Annotated in this window: 18 protein-coding genes; 8 read left to right on the plus strand and 10 right to left on the minus strand. The window is 68.4% G+C overall.

Annotated elements, in window-relative coordinates:
* The first annotated feature begins 302 nt into the window (after positions 1 to 302).
* A complete protein-coding gene (locus tag ACZ7LU_RS09565) occupies positions 303 to 674 on the plus strand; it encodes an ANTAR domain-containing protein (RefSeq protein ID WP_470976796.1) in 372 nt (123 codons plus the stop codon).
* 113 nt (positions 675 to 787) lie between these two features.
* Here the strand turns inward: ACZ7LU_RS09565 and ACZ7LU_RS09570 are convergent, their stop codons facing one another.
* Positions 788 to 925: a hypothetical protein gene (locus ACZ7LU_RS09570; RefSeq protein WP_470976793.1), complete on the minus strand. Its 138-nt coding sequence runs from the start codon at positions 923 to 925 to the stop codon at positions 788 to 790.
* 231 nt (positions 926 to 1,156) lie between these two features.
* On the opposite strand from ACZ7LU_RS09570, the gene ACZ7LU_RS09575 reads away from it, so the two are divergent.
* The 6 genes from ACZ7LU_RS09575 to ACZ7LU_RS09600 all read left to right on the plus strand — a co-directional run bounded on the left by ACZ7LU_RS09575 (position 1,157) and on the right by ACZ7LU_RS09600 (position 7,125).
* The gene (locus tag ACZ7LU_RS09575) at positions 1,157 to 1,837 is read left to right on the plus strand and encodes a DUF7019 family protein (protein ID WP_470976790.1); all 681 of its coding nucleotides are present in this window, start codon (positions 1,157 to 1,159) and stop codon (positions 1,835 to 1,837) included.
* Positions 1,838 to 1,849: 12 nt separating this feature from the next.
* Positions 1,850 to 3,859 (plus strand): HEAT repeat domain-containing protein, encoded by a 2,010-nt coding sequence (locus tag ACZ7LU_RS09580; protein ID WP_471916266.1) that lies wholly within the window; start codon positions 1,850 to 1,852, stop codon positions 3,857 to 3,859.
* A 596-nt stretch (positions 3,860 to 4,455) separates the two neighbouring features.
* Positions 4,456 to 4,932 carry a hypothetical protein gene (locus tag ACZ7LU_RS09585; RefSeq protein WP_471916267.1) on the plus strand — a complete coding sequence of 159 codons (477 nt, stop codon included), beginning with the start codon at positions 4,456 to 4,458 and terminating at the stop codon, positions 4,930 to 4,932.
* Between the two features lie 65 nt (positions 4,933 to 4,997).
* Positions 4,998 to 5,462 carry a hypothetical protein gene (locus ACZ7LU_RS09590; RefSeq protein WP_398304578.1) on the plus strand — a complete coding sequence of 155 codons (465 nt, stop codon included), beginning with the start codon at positions 4,998 to 5,000 and terminating at the stop codon, positions 5,460 to 5,462.
* A 162-nt stretch (positions 5,463 to 5,624) separates the two neighbouring features.
* On the plus strand, positions 5,625 to 6,035 hold the full coding sequence (locus ACZ7LU_RS09595; RefSeq protein WP_471916268.1) for a hypothetical protein: 411 nt from the start codon (positions 5,625 to 5,627) through the stop codon (positions 6,033 to 6,035).
* A complete protein-coding gene (locus tag ACZ7LU_RS09600; RefSeq protein WP_471916269.1) occupies positions 5,971 to 7,125 on the plus strand; it encodes a lipid II:glycine glycyltransferase FemX in 1,155 nt (384 codons plus the stop codon). The genes ACZ7LU_RS09595 and ACZ7LU_RS09600 overlap by 65 nt, the downstream gene beginning before the upstream one ends.
* 15 nt (positions 7,126 to 7,140) lie before the next feature.
* On the opposite strand, the gene ACZ7LU_RS09605 is transcribed toward ACZ7LU_RS09600, so the two are convergent.
* From ACZ7LU_RS09605 to ACZ7LU_RS09635, 7 genes are all read right to left on the minus strand, one after another.
* Positions 7,141 to 8,502, minus strand: coding sequence for a UDP-N-acetylmuramoyl-tripeptide--D-alanyl-D-alanine ligase (locus ACZ7LU_RS09605; RefSeq protein ID WP_471916270.1), 1,362 nt, complete (start codon positions 8,500 to 8,502; stop codon positions 7,141 to 7,143).
* Positions 8,503 to 8,656: 154 nt separating this feature from the next.
* Entirely contained in the window at positions 8,657 to 9,280 is a 624-nt protein-coding gene (gene vanX / locus ACZ7LU_RS09610; RefSeq protein ID WP_471916271.1) for a D-Ala-D-Ala dipeptidase VanX, read from the minus strand.
* Positions 9,273 to 10,352, minus strand: a complete 1,080-nt coding sequence (vanA, locus tag ACZ7LU_RS09615; RefSeq protein WP_471916272.1) for a D-alanine--(R)-lactate ligase — start codon at positions 10,350 to 10,352, stop codon at positions 9,273 to 9,275. Before vanA ends, vanX begins: the two co-directional genes overlap by 8 nt.
* The gene (locus tag ACZ7LU_RS09620; RefSeq protein ID WP_471916519.1) at positions 10,345 to 11,358 is read right to left on the minus strand and encodes a D-isomer specific 2-hydroxyacid dehydrogenase family protein; all 1,014 of its coding nucleotides are present in this window, start codon (positions 11,356 to 11,358) and stop codon (positions 10,345 to 10,347) included. Before ACZ7LU_RS09620 ends, vanA begins: the two co-directional genes overlap by 8 nt.
* A gap of 160 nt (positions 11,359 to 11,518) precedes the next feature.
* Complete coding sequence (locus ACZ7LU_RS09625; RefSeq protein WP_471916273.1) at positions 11,519 to 12,610, minus strand: sensor histidine kinase; 1,092 nt, start codon at positions 12,608 to 12,610, stop codon at positions 11,519 to 11,521.
* Complete coding sequence (locus ACZ7LU_RS09630; protein ID WP_471916274.1) at positions 12,603 to 13,037, minus strand: response regulator; 435 nt, start codon at positions 13,035 to 13,037, stop codon at positions 12,603 to 12,605. Before ACZ7LU_RS09630 ends, ACZ7LU_RS09625 begins: the two co-directional genes overlap by 8 nt.
* Positions 13,038 to 13,047: 10 nt before the next feature.
* Positions 13,048 to 13,662, minus strand: coding sequence for a hypothetical protein (locus ACZ7LU_RS09635; RefSeq protein ID WP_471916275.1), 615 nt, complete (start codon positions 13,660 to 13,662; stop codon positions 13,048 to 13,050).
* A gap of 252 nt (positions 13,663 to 13,914) precedes the next feature.
* Here ACZ7LU_RS09635 and ACZ7LU_RS09640 point away from each other — a divergent pair, with 252 nt between their 5' ends.
* Positions 13,915 to 14,322 (plus strand): hypothetical protein, encoded by a 408-nt coding sequence (locus ACZ7LU_RS09640; RefSeq protein WP_471916276.1) that lies wholly within the window; start codon positions 13,915 to 13,917, stop codon positions 14,320 to 14,322.
* A gap of 77 nt (positions 14,323 to 14,399) precedes the next feature.
* On the opposite strand, the gene ACZ7LU_RS09645 is transcribed toward ACZ7LU_RS09640, so the two are convergent.
* Together ACZ7LU_RS09645 and ACZ7LU_RS09650 are read right to left on the minus strand one after the other, a co-directional pair.
* Complete coding sequence (locus tag ACZ7LU_RS09645; RefSeq protein ID WP_471916277.1) at positions 14,400 to 15,281, minus strand: alpha/beta fold hydrolase; 882 nt, start codon at positions 15,279 to 15,281, stop codon at positions 14,400 to 14,402.
* 198 nt (positions 15,282 to 15,479) lie between these two features.
* The gene (locus tag ACZ7LU_RS09650) at positions 15,480 to 16,058 is read right to left on the minus strand and encodes a TetR/AcrR family transcriptional regulator (RefSeq protein WP_471916278.1); all 579 of its coding nucleotides are present in this window, start codon (positions 16,056 to 16,058) and stop codon (positions 15,480 to 15,482) included.
* Positions 16,059 to 16,281 lie beyond the last annotated feature (223 nt).

The raw sequence follows: 16,281 nt of genomic DNA on the forward strand, positions 1-16,281 counted from the left end.
GGGTGCAGCCGACCGATGGGACCCGGCGAGCGGCGGGCACGGTGATCCTCGCGGCGGGCAGCGCCGCCGGGGCTCTGGCGGCCGGCTCTGTTTGAGATCAATGCAGGTGGCTACCCGTTCGCTGCGTAGGCACAGCGCTGTGCGACGTAGGCGCCGGTCGGTTGGACAGACAGCCACCGGCGCTGCCGCATACGCAGAACCGAAAAGTATGGCCATGGGCGCGAGAAATCTGGGATGCTCAGCTCATCAGCGGTTCTGCCGGCCTCGACAGAGGCAGCCCGAGTAGACGAGAGGTAGAGCAGGTGGATTCCTCACCGGACTCTCGCAACACATCGGCGCCGAATCCTCGTCGCGACGCTGAGCCGCAGGACTCCGGCGACGACTGTGCGGATGAGGTCGCCGAGATCAAGGCGCTGCGTACGGAGGTCAACGAACTCCATCGCGCCATGGAGTCCCACCCGTCCATAGACCAGGCGCGGGGCATGCTGATGACGCTGGGCCCGCACACCGCCGACGAGGCGTGGGAGATCCTGGTCGAGGTGTCGCAGCGCTCCAACACCAAACTGCGCGCGGTCGCGGAAGAGTTGATCGCGACGACAGAGGGCGAGCCGTTGCCCACCCCGGTCCGAAAAGCTCTCGGTGATGCCTTGCGCAAGCGGCAGGCGACCGGCTGAGGTCGTGCCACACGGCTCCGCGTAGCGTCGAGACGTCAACACCCGCGAGAAAGACATCCGCTGGGCGGCCGACCGGCTCTCGCCTGATCAAACAACCTGGCGAACGTTTCAGGTCACACCACCAACACCTCCGTCACGTTGACGTCGACGAAACCGGGCCGCTTCTTGTCGCGGTGAGAGGAGAGCCCCGCCATCGATGCGCGGATCTCCCGCAGCGCAGCCGGGGAGAGCGGCTCCGCCAACTCGATCACCCCCCTGACGAAGGGACCATTCCGGAGCGCAAGTATGCGATGCTGCGGACCCAGGCCCTCAACCCAACGCAATCAAAGGCCCGTTGGGCCGTTTGCCAGGAGAGCAATGAGCGCGGCATTGCAGTGGTGCAAGTCCAGTGACAGCACAGAACAGGGCTGCGCCCGTCTGGAGACGGCCGCAGCCCAATCGGCTGTTCACATCCGGCCAGAAGCCCAACACCTGGCCAGCACATGAGGTACTACGTCTACCTCTCCACCGCCAAGGTGGACATGCTGTACGGGCAGATCCCGCCCAAGCTGCTGAAACGCCTCGCCGTCGAGGCGAAGGTTGACCTCAAGGTCCTCAGCCTGGCCGTACAGTCGCCACGTACTGAAGCGAGCGCGTACGACCGGCTGGACATCGTCGAGACCTACCTTGAGCGGGAGTTCGACGTCGGCTGGATGACAGAGCCAACTGCCTGGTTCCGGGGCGACCTTGCGCTGCGCATCGCCGGATACGGCGAGGTGAACAAGCCGACGCTGATGACGGGCCGCGACGGCGACACCGTGGTCGCGCTCATCGGCTCCGCCCACCACCTGGTGGGCTATGAGGCGCCGCCGGAGATGGGCCGGATCGGCTTCTCGGGGCTGCCGTCGCTCTTCCGGTTGCTCCAGGACACCCCTCCGGAGTGGGAGAGCCAGTTCAACGTGCGGTCGCTCGGTGGCCGGATGCCGAGCCGGGGAGGAGTGGCCCACGACGTGCTGCACGCGGCCGAGACGCTGACGGTGCCACCGGTGTACTGCGACTTCCTGGCGCGGCAGTTGATGCGTTCCACCGTGACACGGGAGAACGGCGAGGAGCTGACGATCGTCGTCGGGACACCGCTGTACGTGGCGATGTCCGACCAAGTGCACGAGGGCGAGGAGGCCTGAGTGGAGCCGGCGGTGTCCATCTCCGACGTGATGCGCATGCGCATGGAGGGCGACGTGGCGGGGCTGTGCCGGGCCACGTGGTCCGAGAACCATGACGCCGCCGTGTACGCCACCGCGATGCTGGGCGGCGCGGTACCCACGCCGGAAGTCGTCAGAACACTGCACCTCTGTCTCACGCGTGAGGACGAGCCGCTCCCCGGACTTCACTGGCACGCCCTGGCGTCCCTGGGCAGGCTGCGCGTGGAGCGGGCCGTGCCGCTGCTGCTGAGTACCCTGGCCGAGTCGGACTACAACCGCCGGCAACTGGACAAGGTGGCGTGCGAAGCTCTGCTGGCCATCGGTGGACCAGAGGTCGTCCGCGGTCTCGTGGACCTGTGCGAGCGGTTGCCGTCCGGCCGGGGGTACTGGACGGTACGGGTGCTCGAGGCCCTTGCCGCGCTGCGGGCCTCGGAGGCCGTGACGCCTCTCCTGGCCGCGTTATGGGGGTATCTGCCGGATCTCGCGGTACGCGTTGTGCGCACACTCGGCGCCATCGGGGACCCGCGTGCCGCCTCCGCCCTGCTCGTCCTCGCGCACTCACCTGCCTCAGACACGCACCTGCGCCGCGCCGCGGTCCAGGCGCTGCACGCGCTGCCCGCCGCCGCGTGGCCGCCCCCGCACCGGCACCCGGCCGCCGAGCGGCTCCTCCACGCCTCCCAGCGCGACCCGGACCCCGAAACGGCCCGCCTCGCGACGGCCCTGCTCGCCAGGACCGAGGACGGCCGGGCCCACCTGTGGGACGTGCTTCGCGGCGCGGCGGACCCCTCCGGCCCCGACTGCCCGCCCCACGCCGTGGCGGCGGTCTGCGCGCACATCGCGGCGGAGCCCAGCCTCTTCGCCGTACCGGACCCCGACGAACACCACGCCCTGCTCGCGCACCATCTGCGCGAGGCGGCGGCACCGGCCGTGCGCCGGGCCGCCGCCGGGGCGCTCGCCGCGTCCGCGGGGGCCGAGGCCGCCGGCGCGCTCCTTGCGGCGCTCGGTGACGCGCACATCGGCGACACGGTGGCGGACCTCGTCGCCGCGCTGCCGGGGCCGGCGCTGCCGGAGCTGCTGGACCTGTTCACACGCCCTGACGAATCCGTCGCCCGACGGCGGAGCGTGGCGCGCGTGCTGGGCCTCGCCGGACGCACGGATGCGGCCCCGGTGCTCCTGTCAGCCCTGACGGACGACACGACGCCGGTCGGGGTGCGCGCGTCCGCCGCCGACGCGCTCGGCGCCCTGCGGCACGCGGCCGCCGCCCCGCCCCTCGCGGCCCTGGCCACGGACGAGGAGCAGCCCGGCACCCTCCGGGCGCACGCCGTGCGGGCCCTCGGTTCGATCGGTGTGCCGGACACGCTGCCGGTGGTGCTCGTCTGCGCGCGGTCGCCGCACGAGGCGGTGCGGCGACGGGCGGTCGTGGCCCTGGGCGCGTTCCCGGTGCCGGAAGCCGCCCGCGTGCTCGGGGAGTTCGTGACGCCCGACGCCGAGCCGGACCTCGCGCGTGCCGCCGTGCGGGCACTGCGGGAGATCGGCGGCCCGGCGCTGCCGGTCCTCGTCCGGCTCGCTGACGACGCGGACGGCCTGCCCGAGGACGTGGGCCACCGGCTCGTCGGGGCGCTCGCCGCCCACCCAGAGGCGGAGGCGATCGGGGCGCTGCTCCGACTCGCCACGGCGCCGCCGCCGGGCTGGAGGGACGGGACGACGTACGCGGCCTCCGATGAGCGCCGGTTGTCCCGATCGACCCCGACCCGGGAGGTGGCGTCCCTCGCGCTCGTCGAACGCGGCTCGCCGCGGGACCTCACTCCCCTGACGGCCCTCCTGGGCCCCGACACTTGGTTCGGCGCCCACGAGCCCGCCGTACAGGCCCTGTTGCGGATCGGCACCGAAGAGGCGTACGAGCACGTGCTGGCGTTCTGCTACGGGACGAAGCACTTCGACACCTGGCACGTCGACGCTCTGGACGCCGTCGCCGCAGCACGCGGGATTCGGCTCGGCCCTTGAAGGGTGTCTGGTTCCGCAGCTCCTGCCGCTGCGGGCGGACGCCGCTCAGGTATGGGTGAAGGTCCTCGACGAGGTCGGATTCACCGACGTCGCCGTTGACGTGCTTCCGGCCGCGCTGGTCGCGGGCGCTCGAGGACGAGTCTCCTGAAGGCCGGAGGACTGGGTTTCCATATCACAAAAGGATCCCCGGGATGCGATTTTTCCCGGTGATGCCCGTGTGTACGCGGCTGTGAACATGGTTGGGCATATTCACAAGTCATGTTCACTGATACGAGTGGGTATTCGTGTGATCTTGATTGTGATGGGCATGACCTGAGTGAAAGAAGTTCGCATCCAGCGAAACTTTTTCTGGGGTTCTCTCAGGGCATGGCAGCTGCAGAGAACCTGCCGACCGTCTTCCCCCGGTGCCCTCGCTGTCGGTTGAAGGGCGCCACCCCCACCTGGAAGCGCGGTTCCCACAGCCTTTCGTGAGCACGTCCTGCGGTTCTCCCCGGTCGTGTCCAGTCAGCGGCTACTCAAGCCTGCCTTTCGGCTTCCGATCTGACACTCCCTCACGTTACGAGCGCCCGCACCCATCAGTATGTAAAGGAGGGGTAATGCCGCGCGACTTGATCACGTCGCTTGAAGTGCAGACCGTGACCCATTCAACTCCCGGATCCGGTACCGACGGTTACGTATACCTCGGGATCGGCGGGCGCGAATTCGTCCTCGACAAGCCCAACGACACACATCAACCCTCACCGGACGGAACCCCGGAGAGTTTCGTGTTGGGTGAGGGAAGCAACGTCGAGAACCCCCGCGACAACGACCCACGGTCCCCGCAGCTGACGACCGACGACCTCGACGCCTTCCCGACCTACCTCCGGTTCAAGCCGAAGGACGACCAGGACGACTGGCGGGTGGCCGACGTCCAGGTGACCGCCACCGGCTCCGGCGAGGGCGGCCCCCGCTACTACGACTACAGCGCCCTGACCGACAAGGGCGGCCTGCGGGCCTCTCTGCGCCTGGGCGACAAGTTCGGCAACGTCCTGCACCTGTCGTCCGTGTGGGACGAACGCACCCAGACCTGGTGACCCGACCGGTCACCGAAACACCGCACCCGCACCTGCGGATGCACCAACCAGAAAAGGAACCTGACATGCCTCAGCAGCGTCCCGTGAACAACAACAACCAGCCCGTTGCGGCGCCCCGCAACATCGCGTTCGAGGTCACCCGCTTCCAGATGAACGAGCCGGCCCCGGCCAGGAACACGGTCACCATGTCCCGGGAGATCACACTCCCCGGACCGATCTCCCGCACCAAGCAGGGAGACCCGATCATCCAGTGCGCGATCCAGGGCTTCCGCATGCTCTACCTCGACGCCAACGGCAACAAGCACGACTTTCCCGCCTGCGAGAAGGTCCTGCGGACCCGCGTCCACGACGTCCACGGCAGCAAGGCCGAGGTCCAGGTCATGGTGCTCCTGAAGCCCTGGGACCCGAACAACGTCCACAAGTTCAAGATGGAGGTGGACGTCCTGACCACCGCCAGCGTCGACGGCGAGGGCGGCAGCGACGAGAACGACAGCGGCAGCGGCGGTAGCGGCGGCGGGTCCGACTGGTAACCCCGCTTCACACCCGACCACTGCGCCAGCAGACCGGGTAGTCGTCACCGAGGGTGCTCGGCGGGCACTTCAGCCCCCACCGAGCACCCTCATCGCATTTGTACGGGGGCGTGGCGCCCCGCCGGGGAGCCGGCCGTAGGCAGGGGTAGCGTTGCGGCGTGGGTGATGGATCGGCGTGCCGCCCAGCTCGAATCGATCAGCAAGCCGGTGACAGAACAGGAAGCGGCCGCCCTCGTCACCTGCTTCGGCCCCGACGACTGCTATGGGGTCGCCTGGACACTCCTGCACCTCATCGAGACGGCCCCCCACCCGGTTCTCAAGACCAAACCGGCCCTGGACGCCAACGAGTGGCACCACCGGCTCTACGACCGCGCCCTGTTCGAAGAGCCCAACGCTCGCGTCGCGCACCCTGCCCTGTTGAGGGCGCGGAGCGCCTGGGCGGCGCGTATCGTCGGCGTATCGAAAAGCGGATACGCGTCGGCAACACAAGGCCGACTTGACTGGCGTCATGTCCTACCGCGAACCAGCACCCATGTCCCTCCCTGTGACGCTGACCGTCGCGCCGATCAGTGACGCCGAGCACTTGGCCTTCGTGCGGGCGCGGCGGTCGGTGAACTTTGTGCAGACTCCGGCGTGGGGGCGGGTTAAGAGGGAGTGGCGCAGTGAGTCGCTCGGATGGTTCGGCGGGGGGCGGCTTGTGGGGGCGGGGCTTGTCCTTCACCGGCCGGTGCCGGGGCTGTCGCGGTTCGCGCTTGCGTATCTGCCGTGGGGTCCTGACATCGACTGGTCGGGGGACATCGGTGCGTGGCTCGACCCGCTGGCGGCATATCTCAAGGCCCGCGGCGCGTTCGCGATCCGGCTGTGCCCGCCGGTGCGGACGCACACCTGGGATGCGGCGCAGGTCAAGAACGGCGTGGCCGATCCGGGGGTGCGGCGGCTCACCAGTCTCCCCGACGGGCACGTCGATCCGGTCGGTGTCGAGGTGAGCCGACGGCTCCGCGCGGCAGGCTGGCTGCCGCAGAGCCCCGAGGACGGGTTCGGCGCCGGGCAGCCGCAGTTCACGTACGAGGTGCCGCTGGTGGGAAGGTCCGAGGAGGACGTCCTGAAGGGCATGAACCAGCAGTGGCGCCGCAACATCAAGAAGGCCGCGCAGGCGGGGGTCGAGGTCATGGTCGGTGGCGCGTCGGACCTCGCGGCGTTCCACGAACTCTACGTGCACACCGCCGCGCGCGACGGGTTCAGGCCGCGGCCGCCGGCGTACTTCGAGACAATGTTCGCGGAGCTGAGCGCCGAGGATCCCGGGCGGATCGCGCTCTATCTGGCGTGCCACGAAGGCGAGTTGGTGGCCGCCACGATCCTGGTGCGGGTGGGCGCGCACGCCTGGTATGTGTACGGCGCCTCGTCGACGGCCAAGCGCGAGGTGCGGGGCTCCAACGCGTGCCAGTGGGCGATGATCCGTGACGCCATGGCGGCGGGCTGCGACGTGTACGACCTGCGGGGCATCACGCCGACGCTCGACGCCGCCGATCCCCATGTGGGCCTCATCCGGTTCAAGGTCGGCACCGGCGGGCGGGCGGTGCGGTACGTCGGGGAGTGGGACCTGCCGCTGCGACCGCTGGTCTACCGCGCGTTCGACCTGTACATGCGGCGGCGCGAGCGCTGAGCCCGCGCCGAGCGGTTACCCGAGTGCGGCGGCCACCTCGTCGAGGCGGGCGCCGCGCGATGCTTTGACGAGGACGATGTCGCCGTCGGTGAGGTGCTCGCGCAGCCAGTCGACGGCCGCTTGGTTGTCAGTGAGTGCGATCGCCCGCTTTCCCGCGGCGTCGGCGACGGGACGGGCTGTTCCGCCGACGACGGCCACCAGGTCGGCGCGAGCGGCCGCGCATGCGCCCACCGCTCGGTGTTCGGCCTCGCTGTGGGTGCCGAGTTCGAGCATCGCGCCGAGTACGGCGATACGGCGGCGGCCTGCGATGGCTGCGAGCGTGTCCAGGGCGGCTCGGGTGGAGTCGGGGTTGGCGTTGTAGGAGTCGTTGAGCAGGATCGCGCCGCAGGCCAGGGTGCGGAGCTCCAGGCGCCACCTGGACAGTGAGGCGGTGCTGAGGGCCGCCGCGGAGGTGACCAGGGGGATGCCGGCCGCGAGTCCCGCCGCGGCGGCGGCCGCCGCGTTGAGTGCCTGGTGGGCGCCCACGAGTGGCAGCGCGACACGGGCCGAGGCGCCGTAGGCGCGCAGGGTGAAGGCCGCCCGGCCCAGGTGGTCGAGGGCCAGGTCCTGGACACGCACGTCGGCGTGTTCGGCGCGGCCGAAGGTCAGGACCGGCCCGTCGGTCAGCGCGCGCATCGCGACGACGCGGGGGTCGTCGGCGTTGAGGACGGCGATGCCGTCGGGAGCGAGGCCGCGCACGAGTTCGCCCTTGGTCCGTGCGATGGCCGCGCGTGAGCCGAACTCCCCGATGTGGGCTTGGCCGACGTTGAGCACGACCGCGATGTCGGGTGCGACAAGGCCGGTGAGGCGGGCTATGTCGCCGAGGTGGCGGGCGCCCATTTCGAGTGCGAGGAAGCGGGTGTGCGCGTCGGCGCGCAGCATGGTCAGAGGCACGCCGAGTTCGTTGTTGTACGAACCGTGTGTGGCGACGGTCGGCCCTGCGCCCGAAAGGACCACGGACAGCAGGTCCTTGGTGCTGGTCTTGCCCTGCGAGCCCGTCACCGCGACGACGGTCAGCCGTTCGCGCAGCCGGGCCACGGCGTGGGCGGCGAGTGTCTGCAGTGCGGCCGGTACGTCGTCGACGACGACGGTGGGGAGCGGTGTCGGCCGCGAGCCGAGCACGGCGGTCGCGCGGGTGCGGCCGGCGTAGTCGTGGCCGTCGACGCGCTCACCGGCCATGGCGACGAAGAGACCGCCTGGTTCGCCGTGCCGGCTGTCGAGTACGGCCGGCGCACTCACGGTGACGGTCGCGTCACCTGTGACCCGGCCGCCGACGAGCGTGGCGATCTCGGCGAGGGAGAGGGGGTGCGGGGAGGGGGACGGATGGCTCTGACTCATGGATCCAGTGAAGGCGGCGGGGTGTTGCCGGCGCGTATGCGGTTCTCGATACGTCGGCGATACGTGGTGGGCCCCTGGTGGGGGGCTCGCCCTCGCGCTCGGCGTCCAGGGACGGGCCGAAGCTCCGGCCGGACCCGCCGGAGCCTTGGCGTATTCATCCCAGACTCACCTGTGTGATGGGAAAGTCGAAATAGGTGTCCGGGTAGGGCTCGTCCTTGAGCGTGTAATGCCACCATTCGCAGGCGTAGGAGCTGAAGCCGCTGGTCTCCATGATGGAGCGAAGACGCCTGCGGTTGTCCGCCGCGGCCTGCGAGATTCCTTCCGCTCCGTGGTGCGAGACCGAGTCCATCAGATCGTGGTCACCACCCATGGCGGCGAGGTCGCCGCTTTCCAGGTGGTACAGCGTCAGATCGACGGTACTGCCGCGGCTGTGGCCCGACTTGGCCGCCACATATCCGCTCTCGAACATCTCGGGCCGGTCGATATGGGGGTAGTGGCGGTGCTTGGTGCGGCCGTCCTCCGGCTGCCTGGACCAGCGCAGGAAGGAGTTCACGGCGCGTTGCGGGCGGTAGCCGTCCCAGAGAAGCAGGCCGAATCCGTGCGAGGCCGCCTCTTCTCGCGCGCTCTGCAACGCCGCGCACAGGGCCCTGGTGCCGACGATGCGATTGGCCAGGTATCCGTCGACCGGTCTGCCCGTGAAGTTGTCCCAGGTGGCGTACTTGGCGTCCCAGCGGACCCCGGCCATGTACTCGTCTATGAAGACGAAGTCGTTACGCATCGGCCGGCTCCGTCGGAGTCAGGGGCAGGGGCAGCGGCAGAGCGAGCGCCCCGGTCACCAGGCGGTCCATCACTTCGGACAGCGGGACGCCGGCGGCGGCCATCATCCTCGGATAACGGCTGTACGAGGTCATGCCGGGGAAGGTGTTGACCTCGTTGAGAACGACCTGTCCGTCGTCCTGGAGGAACAGGTCCACGCGGGCGAGTCCGCTGCAGCCCAGGGCGCGGTAGACGGCCTTTGCCACTTCCTGGACGCGTGCCCGGGATTCAGCCGGCATGTCGGCGGGGACGATCGGCGTCGAATTGTCGGAGCCGCTCTCGGGTTCGTCCTCCTGGTGGATCCGGAAGAATCCGTGGGACAGGGCGATGCGGTCGACTTCTCCCGCGGTCAGGTCCGTTCCGCCGCCCAGGATTGCGCAGCCGACCTCACTGCCGACGACCGCCTCCTCGACCAGGACTTTCGTGTCATAGCGCCGGGCGACGTCCAGCGCGGCCGGCAGTTCTTGCGCATTCACCACCTTGCTGACCCCGAAGGACGATCCCGAGCGGGCCGGCTTCACGAAGACGGGATAGGTGAGCCGGTCGGCGTCGATGTCCTCGCCCGCCGCGACCGTCCAGAAATTCGGCGTGGCGATTCCGGCGCCGGCGGCGACGGCATAGGCGAGGGACTTGTCCATGCCCAACGCCGAACTCTGGACATCGCAGCCCACGTACGGGATTCCGGACAGCTCGAGCAGGCCCTGGATCGCGCCGTCCTCCCCGAGCTTGCCGTGCAGGACGGGCACCACGACATCCAGACCGATCGTCTCGTACTTCCCCTGATCGAAGACGAGCAGTCCACGCACGTCGCGGTCCGGGGACAGCACGGCGGGCCGGTGTGCGCCGCTCTCCCAGTCCGCGGCGGGGCCCCCGCAGAGCTTCCAGGCGCCGTCGCGCGTGATCCCGATGAAGTACGGCTCGTACTTGTCCGGGTCAAGGTTCCGCGCGATCTCCTGCGCGGACTTGACGGAGATGGGGTGTTCCTCCGAGCAGCCTCCGAAGAGGATTCCGACCTGAAGCTTGGCCTTAGGCATGCTGATTCCTGCTTTCGAATTCCAGGCAGTTGATGATCGAGTTCTCGACCGTGTCGCTCAGAGCGCGGTCCGTGTAATACGCGATGTGCGGACTGATGAACGCATTCGGCATTTCCTGCAGCCGCAGCAGTGACTTGCTGTCGATGGGCGCGTTCCGCCGGTCGGCGTAGAACACCCCTTCCTCGCCCTCGACGACATCGAGGGCGACACCACCCAGACGACCGTCCTCCAGCGCCGCGACCAGCGCGATCGTGTCGATGAGGGCACCGCGCCCGGTGTTGACCACGAACGCGCCGGGTTTCATCCGCTGGATGCGCTCACGGTCGAGAAGGTGGTGCGTCTCGGCGGTGAGCGGCGCATGGAGCGTGACGACGTCACTCGACCTCAGCAGTTCATCGAGCGACACCTCGTCGCCGGAGTCACCGGAGTCACCGGAGTCGCCGGGGTCGCCGGATTCACCGGCACGATTTCCGTACGCCAAAATCCGGCATCCGAAGGCGCGGAGCCTCTCCATGACGGCCGTGCCGATGCGCCCCGTGCCGACCACGCCGACGGTCAGGTCGCGCAGCTCTTTCCCTCGTACGTCGTGCAGCCGGTAGTCGTGCACGTCCGCGCGGCGGACGGTGGACTTGGCGTGACGCACCGCCATCAGCAGCATCATCACCGTGTAGTCGGCGACGCTGTCGGGGGAGTAGCAGACGTTCCCGACGGAAATACCGACGCGGCCCGCGTAATCCACGTCTATGTGGTCGTACCCGATGCTTCTCGTTGAGATGTAGGAGACGCCGACTCGGCTCAGCGCACGAAGTGTCGCCGGGGTGATCCGGGTCTTGTGTCCGACGCTGACGCACCGGTTTCCGGATGCCAGATGTGCGGTCCCCTCCGACACCGCGGATTCTGTGATCGTCGGCGTCACTCCGAATCGGGGCGCCAGCTCCCGGAACCGTGCGGCTTCGTCCCACCCGCATTCGAAAGCGGTGATTCCCACTGGTTCGCTGTAGGTCATGTCTCCATTCAAGGAAACAGGGTGTTGCTGGCACGTATGCGGTTTTCGATACGCTGCCGATACGTTGTCGGCCCGCATGGCCGCCCAGGCGCGGCCGTCGAGCAGGACTGGGCACATGGCGGCGCTGGTGTGATCCGTTCAGCAGGGGATCGGGGCCATATCACGTCTGCGGGTGCGTACCCGCGGGCAGTTGCACCGTGACGAGCAGGCCGCCGGTGTCGCGCGGGGTGAGGGTGACGGTGCCGTCGTGTGCGCGAGCGATGGTGGTGACGATGGCCAAGCCGAGGCCGACGCCCGCCTGGTCGGCGTGGATGCGCTCGGTGCCCCTTTGGAATGGCTCGGTGAACGTCGAGACCAGGCGTGGAGTCAGTTTCTTGCCGGTGTTTTCGACCGTGAGCATCACGGTGCCGGGGTGGGCGCTGGTAGTGACCCACACCATGCCCTGGCCGGCCAGATTGTGGACGATCGCGTTGTGCACGAGGTTCATGGTCAGTTGCAGCAGGAGCGCCGGCGATCCGTTCGTGGGCGTGATGTCGCCGCGGGTCTCGATGGTGACGCCGTTCTTTTCTGCGAGGGGGAGCAGCGTTTCGGTGACTTCTTCCGCCATGAGGGACAGGTCAACCTGTTCTCGGGTAAAGGACCGCTGGCCGGCTCGGCTGAGCAAGAGCAAGGCTTCAGTGAGGTCGATCGCTCGGGTATTGACAGCTTGGAGGCGGTCGAGGACTTCGCCGGTGTCGTGTGATGGATCGGTGCGGGCCACGTCGAGAAGTGACTTCGAGATTGCCAGTGGGGTGCGTAGTTCGTGCGAGGCGTTGGCTGCGAATCTCTGCTGCTCGGCGATGTGTGCTTCAAGCCGTTCGAGCATGGCGTCGAAGGCATCGGCCAGTTCGCGGAACTCGTCCTGGCGTCCCGGCAGCCGGATGCGGTGCGAAAGCGCCCCGGTCGCGGCGGTGCGGGTGGCGTCCGTAATGCGGGTCAGGGGAGCGAGCATACGGCCGGCGAGGACCCATCCTCCGAGGAGGCCGAACACCAGGAGGAACACCATGACCGCGGCCGCGATGGGAGTGAATCCGCGCACGAAAGTGGTGCCCGGAGTTGCTCTCCATGCGCCCTCTTCGTTGGTTTGCAACCACCCCTCCCGCAGGAGCCACCAGCTCACGGCGGCGAGCAGTAGGGCGCCGGCGAGCATGAGAAATCCGGCGTAGCTGAGGGTGAGCTTGAGGCGGACGCTGAAGCCGGGGGATCTATCCACTGTCGCCTCCGATGCGATAGCCGACGCCAGGCACGGTGGCGATGATCCGGGGCTCGCCGAGCTGCTTGCGCGTCAGCGCGACGTAGCGGCCGTCCCGGTACACCTCGCGGCGGAACGGATCCAACCGCAGCCCCACGATCTCACGCACCGGAGGTCGGCTACGGGCACGCCTGTGGTCGAGCGCCAGGAGCCTGAGGACGAGTTCCCGCAGTTCAAACAGTTTTGTGAGGTGGTCGTCGGCACCGAGCTCGAAGCCGGATGCCTTGTCGTCGAGCCGGTCGGCAGCGGTCAGCATGAGGATCGGCATGTCGCTGCCCGAGGCGACGATGCGTTTGACGATCTCGTCACCGGCGATTGCATCCAGGCGCAGGCCATCGCGGATGGATTCCGCCATATAGGGCTCGTCCTCGACGATCAACACACGCATGCCCTCGATGTTACGAGCGGGAACATATCGTCCGCGTATCAAAAACCGCATACGCGCCGATAACCCCATCCTTGAAGTAGCTGAAGTCGTAGGTGGCTTTGGCCATGGTCGCGCTGAGCGTGACCTGCTGCTCGGGAGGCGGGTCGAGGGAGCGCGAGAAGGCAGGGTCGAAGTCGTGGTAGCCCCGCCACGTCCAGCCGTTCTCCTCCCCGAAGGCCAGCACGCGGGTGAGGTCGTCGGTGCCCTCCCGTGCGTCCCGCTCCTCGACCTGATGGAGCAGCAGCCCGTCGGCGACGTCCTCGGCGGTGGGTCCCTTGATGAACACGAGTTCCGTGTTCCGCACGAAGGTCATCCGCCCGCCGTCGGCGTGCACGCACCGGATGTACGGGCCCTGCTGGTCCGGGCCGAACGGGTGCCCCTGTCCCGCACCGGATCTGGGCCGGTGCCGTGTGCCACCTGGGGCCCGTTGGGCGAAGTGTTCCAGCTCGGCGAGCTCCGCCGCGGGCAGGAGCACACTCGTCGGCTTGCAGCCGTCGATGACGCACACCCGCTCCCCGTTCTCCTCGACGCGACCGACGAGACCCGCTAAGTCCGCTACTGCGTCGCTCAGTTCAACGTTGTCCATGCGAGGGGCCAGTACTGGCCGCGACGCGCGGCGGGCCCGGCCGGGGGCTGGCCGCCAGGTGGCCACCAGGCCCCCGGCGAGGAAAAGCTCACCGAGTTCTGCCAGGGATTCACGGGACCGCCAACTCGCCCTCATCGGCTTGGGGAACCGCAAGACTGCCCGATACAAGGAGAACCTTGCCGCTCACCAGCGGGCAGGCCGCGAAGCGGGCGGCGGGGGCCAAGGGCAGGGAGGAACGGGCAGGGTTACTCCATGAGCATCATCTTGATCCTTGTGCCTGTCCTGATTGGGCTCTGGTGTTACCCACTGTTTGCCGGAAGTTGGCGGAGCAGTCCCGTCTGGTTCGCCGTGACTGCCGTGTTCCTTTTGCTGGGGGCCGGGATCACCTACCTCATCGGCGCCTTGGCCGGTGGGCTGGACACGGAAGAGGAATGCCACAGCGCAGGCCAGGCCTACGACTCGGCGTACCGCGGGGAACACTTCCGTGAATTGGGACAGTGGTACCCGCTGCACGAAAAATGCCACGCGGGTTACGACCTGGTCCCGGCCTGGGTGAATCCCACCCTGGCGGTCCTCCCCACCCTGGCCGTCGTCTCCTTGGCGTACAGCGTACGACTGGCCGTCATCAATCGCCGTACCGAAAAGAAGGGCACCCCGTGAACGAGCTGCGTGGGCGCCGTGGTTGCGCGGGGGGGGGGCTCCGGGCTGGGGTCGTCGGCCTCGGTGGTGGGTGTCGGTTACAGGTGTGCCTCCAGGAACGGCAGGAGGACGGCGGCCATCTCGTCGGGTACTTCTTCCGCCAAGTCGTGGCCGGCGTCGAAGACGTGGCCGGTGACGTCGTGGGCCATGCGCCGCATCTGGGACTCGTTGCGGTCGCCGATGAACGCGAATCCGCCGAGCGCCAGGACCGGGATGTCCAGCTTTTTCTGTGCGGCCTGCCGATTCTGTTCGGCGTCGACGAGCATCGCCCTGTAGATCGAGAGCATCGCGCGGATGCCGCCCGGCATGGAGTAGCAGCGCACGTATTCGTCGACCGTGTCGGGGGTGGCGGTGTCGGGGTGGCTGCGCTCGTTCTTGATCATGTAGGTGATCAGTTCGCGCTCGTGCCCGGCGATCAGCATCTCGGGTATGTCCGGCTGGAAGTAGAAGCCCAGATGCCACAGGTGCATGCCGCTGGAGACGTTCTCGGGGGTGAGGGCCGTGTGGTCTTCGAAGCCGAATCCGGGGAACAGCGCCTCGGCGAACACGAGAGCCGTGACGTGGTCGCGGTGGCGTGCGGCGAGCTGGTAGCCGATCACCGCTCCCCAGTCCTCGCCCACCACGGCGTATGTCTCGTGTCCGAGGTGGGTCATCAACTCGGCGATGTCGTCGCCCATCGTCGCGGAGTCATAGCCCTCTGAGGGGCGGGCGGAGTCGCCGAGACCGCGAAGGTCCGGCACGACGACGGTGTAGTGGGGCGTCAGCTTCGGGACGAGGTGGCGCCAGTGGTAGCTCGTCTTGGGCACGCCGTGCAGCAGCACCACGGCGGGGCCGGATCCGGCCGTGCGGTAGTGCAGACTCGTGCCGTTGACGGCGGCACGGCCCGTGCGAACAGGCGTTCCTTCATGATCGAGCATCATGTTTTCCAACCTTTCTGCTGTGCTTCGCGGTGCGCGTGGCAGTGGGCGTGCGGAGGGTCGGGTCGACGAGAGTCGTCAGGTGGCTCGGTCCGGTGGCATACGAGGTTGTCCGAGCAGCGGAAGGGCCCTGCAGCTCCCACTCCTGCGGCTCCAGCGCCTTTTCTGGATCACCCGATACAGATTTTGGCCATGAAAAAGTCAGTCGAGGGCGGCCAGCGCGACCTCCACGAGGGGTTCCAGGCCCTGGAAATCCGGCGTGATCTTCGAGGAGACCAGCAGTCCGTTGAGGAAGGTGATGAGGAAGGCGGCGAGAGTGTGCGGGTCATGCCGCGCCGCAATCTCACCCCGCTCCGCCGCGACCCGCAGCACCTCGGCGAGCGCGTCCCGGCTGGCGTCCTGCGTGTCCCGCACGATGCGCCGGATCGACGGGTCCTTCGGCAGGCGCTCGCAGGCGGCATTGACCACCAGGCAGCCCTGGCCGTCGTGCTCGACGGCGATGCGGACCCGCTCCGTCAGTAGCGTACGGATCGCCGAGCGGGCATCCGCCCCCTCCTCCAGGCTGCGCAGGGCGGCCGCCGCGAGTGTGGTGCGGTAGTGCTCCAGTGCGGCTCTGTACAGGCCGTCCTTGTCGCCAAATGCCGCGTACAAGGAGCCTTGTCCGATCCCCAGGTGCTGAGTCAGGTCGCGCACCGAGGTCGCCTCGTAGCCACGCGTCCAGAACAGTTCCATGGCGCGGCTCACCGCCGCCTCAGTGTCGAACTCCCGGGTCCTTGCCATGGCCCCACCGTAACTTATCTGGATCGATCGCTCAAGAAAGCGCTGAGGCCTGACTGTGCGCCCACCGGAGCCGTTTGTGGTTTCCGATCGCGTGGCGTGCAACTGCCCGGCCAGGGTGGCGGGTTGGTTAGGGTTCCCGGCGGGCACGCGATGGTCCGGCGGCAGGTAGTCGGGCACCTCCTGGACGCCCTCGTCGTCCTGCGCGGTCGGCATCGGCTCGGTG

It is taken from the genome of Streptomyces sp. NPDC039462, assembly GCF_055639375.1.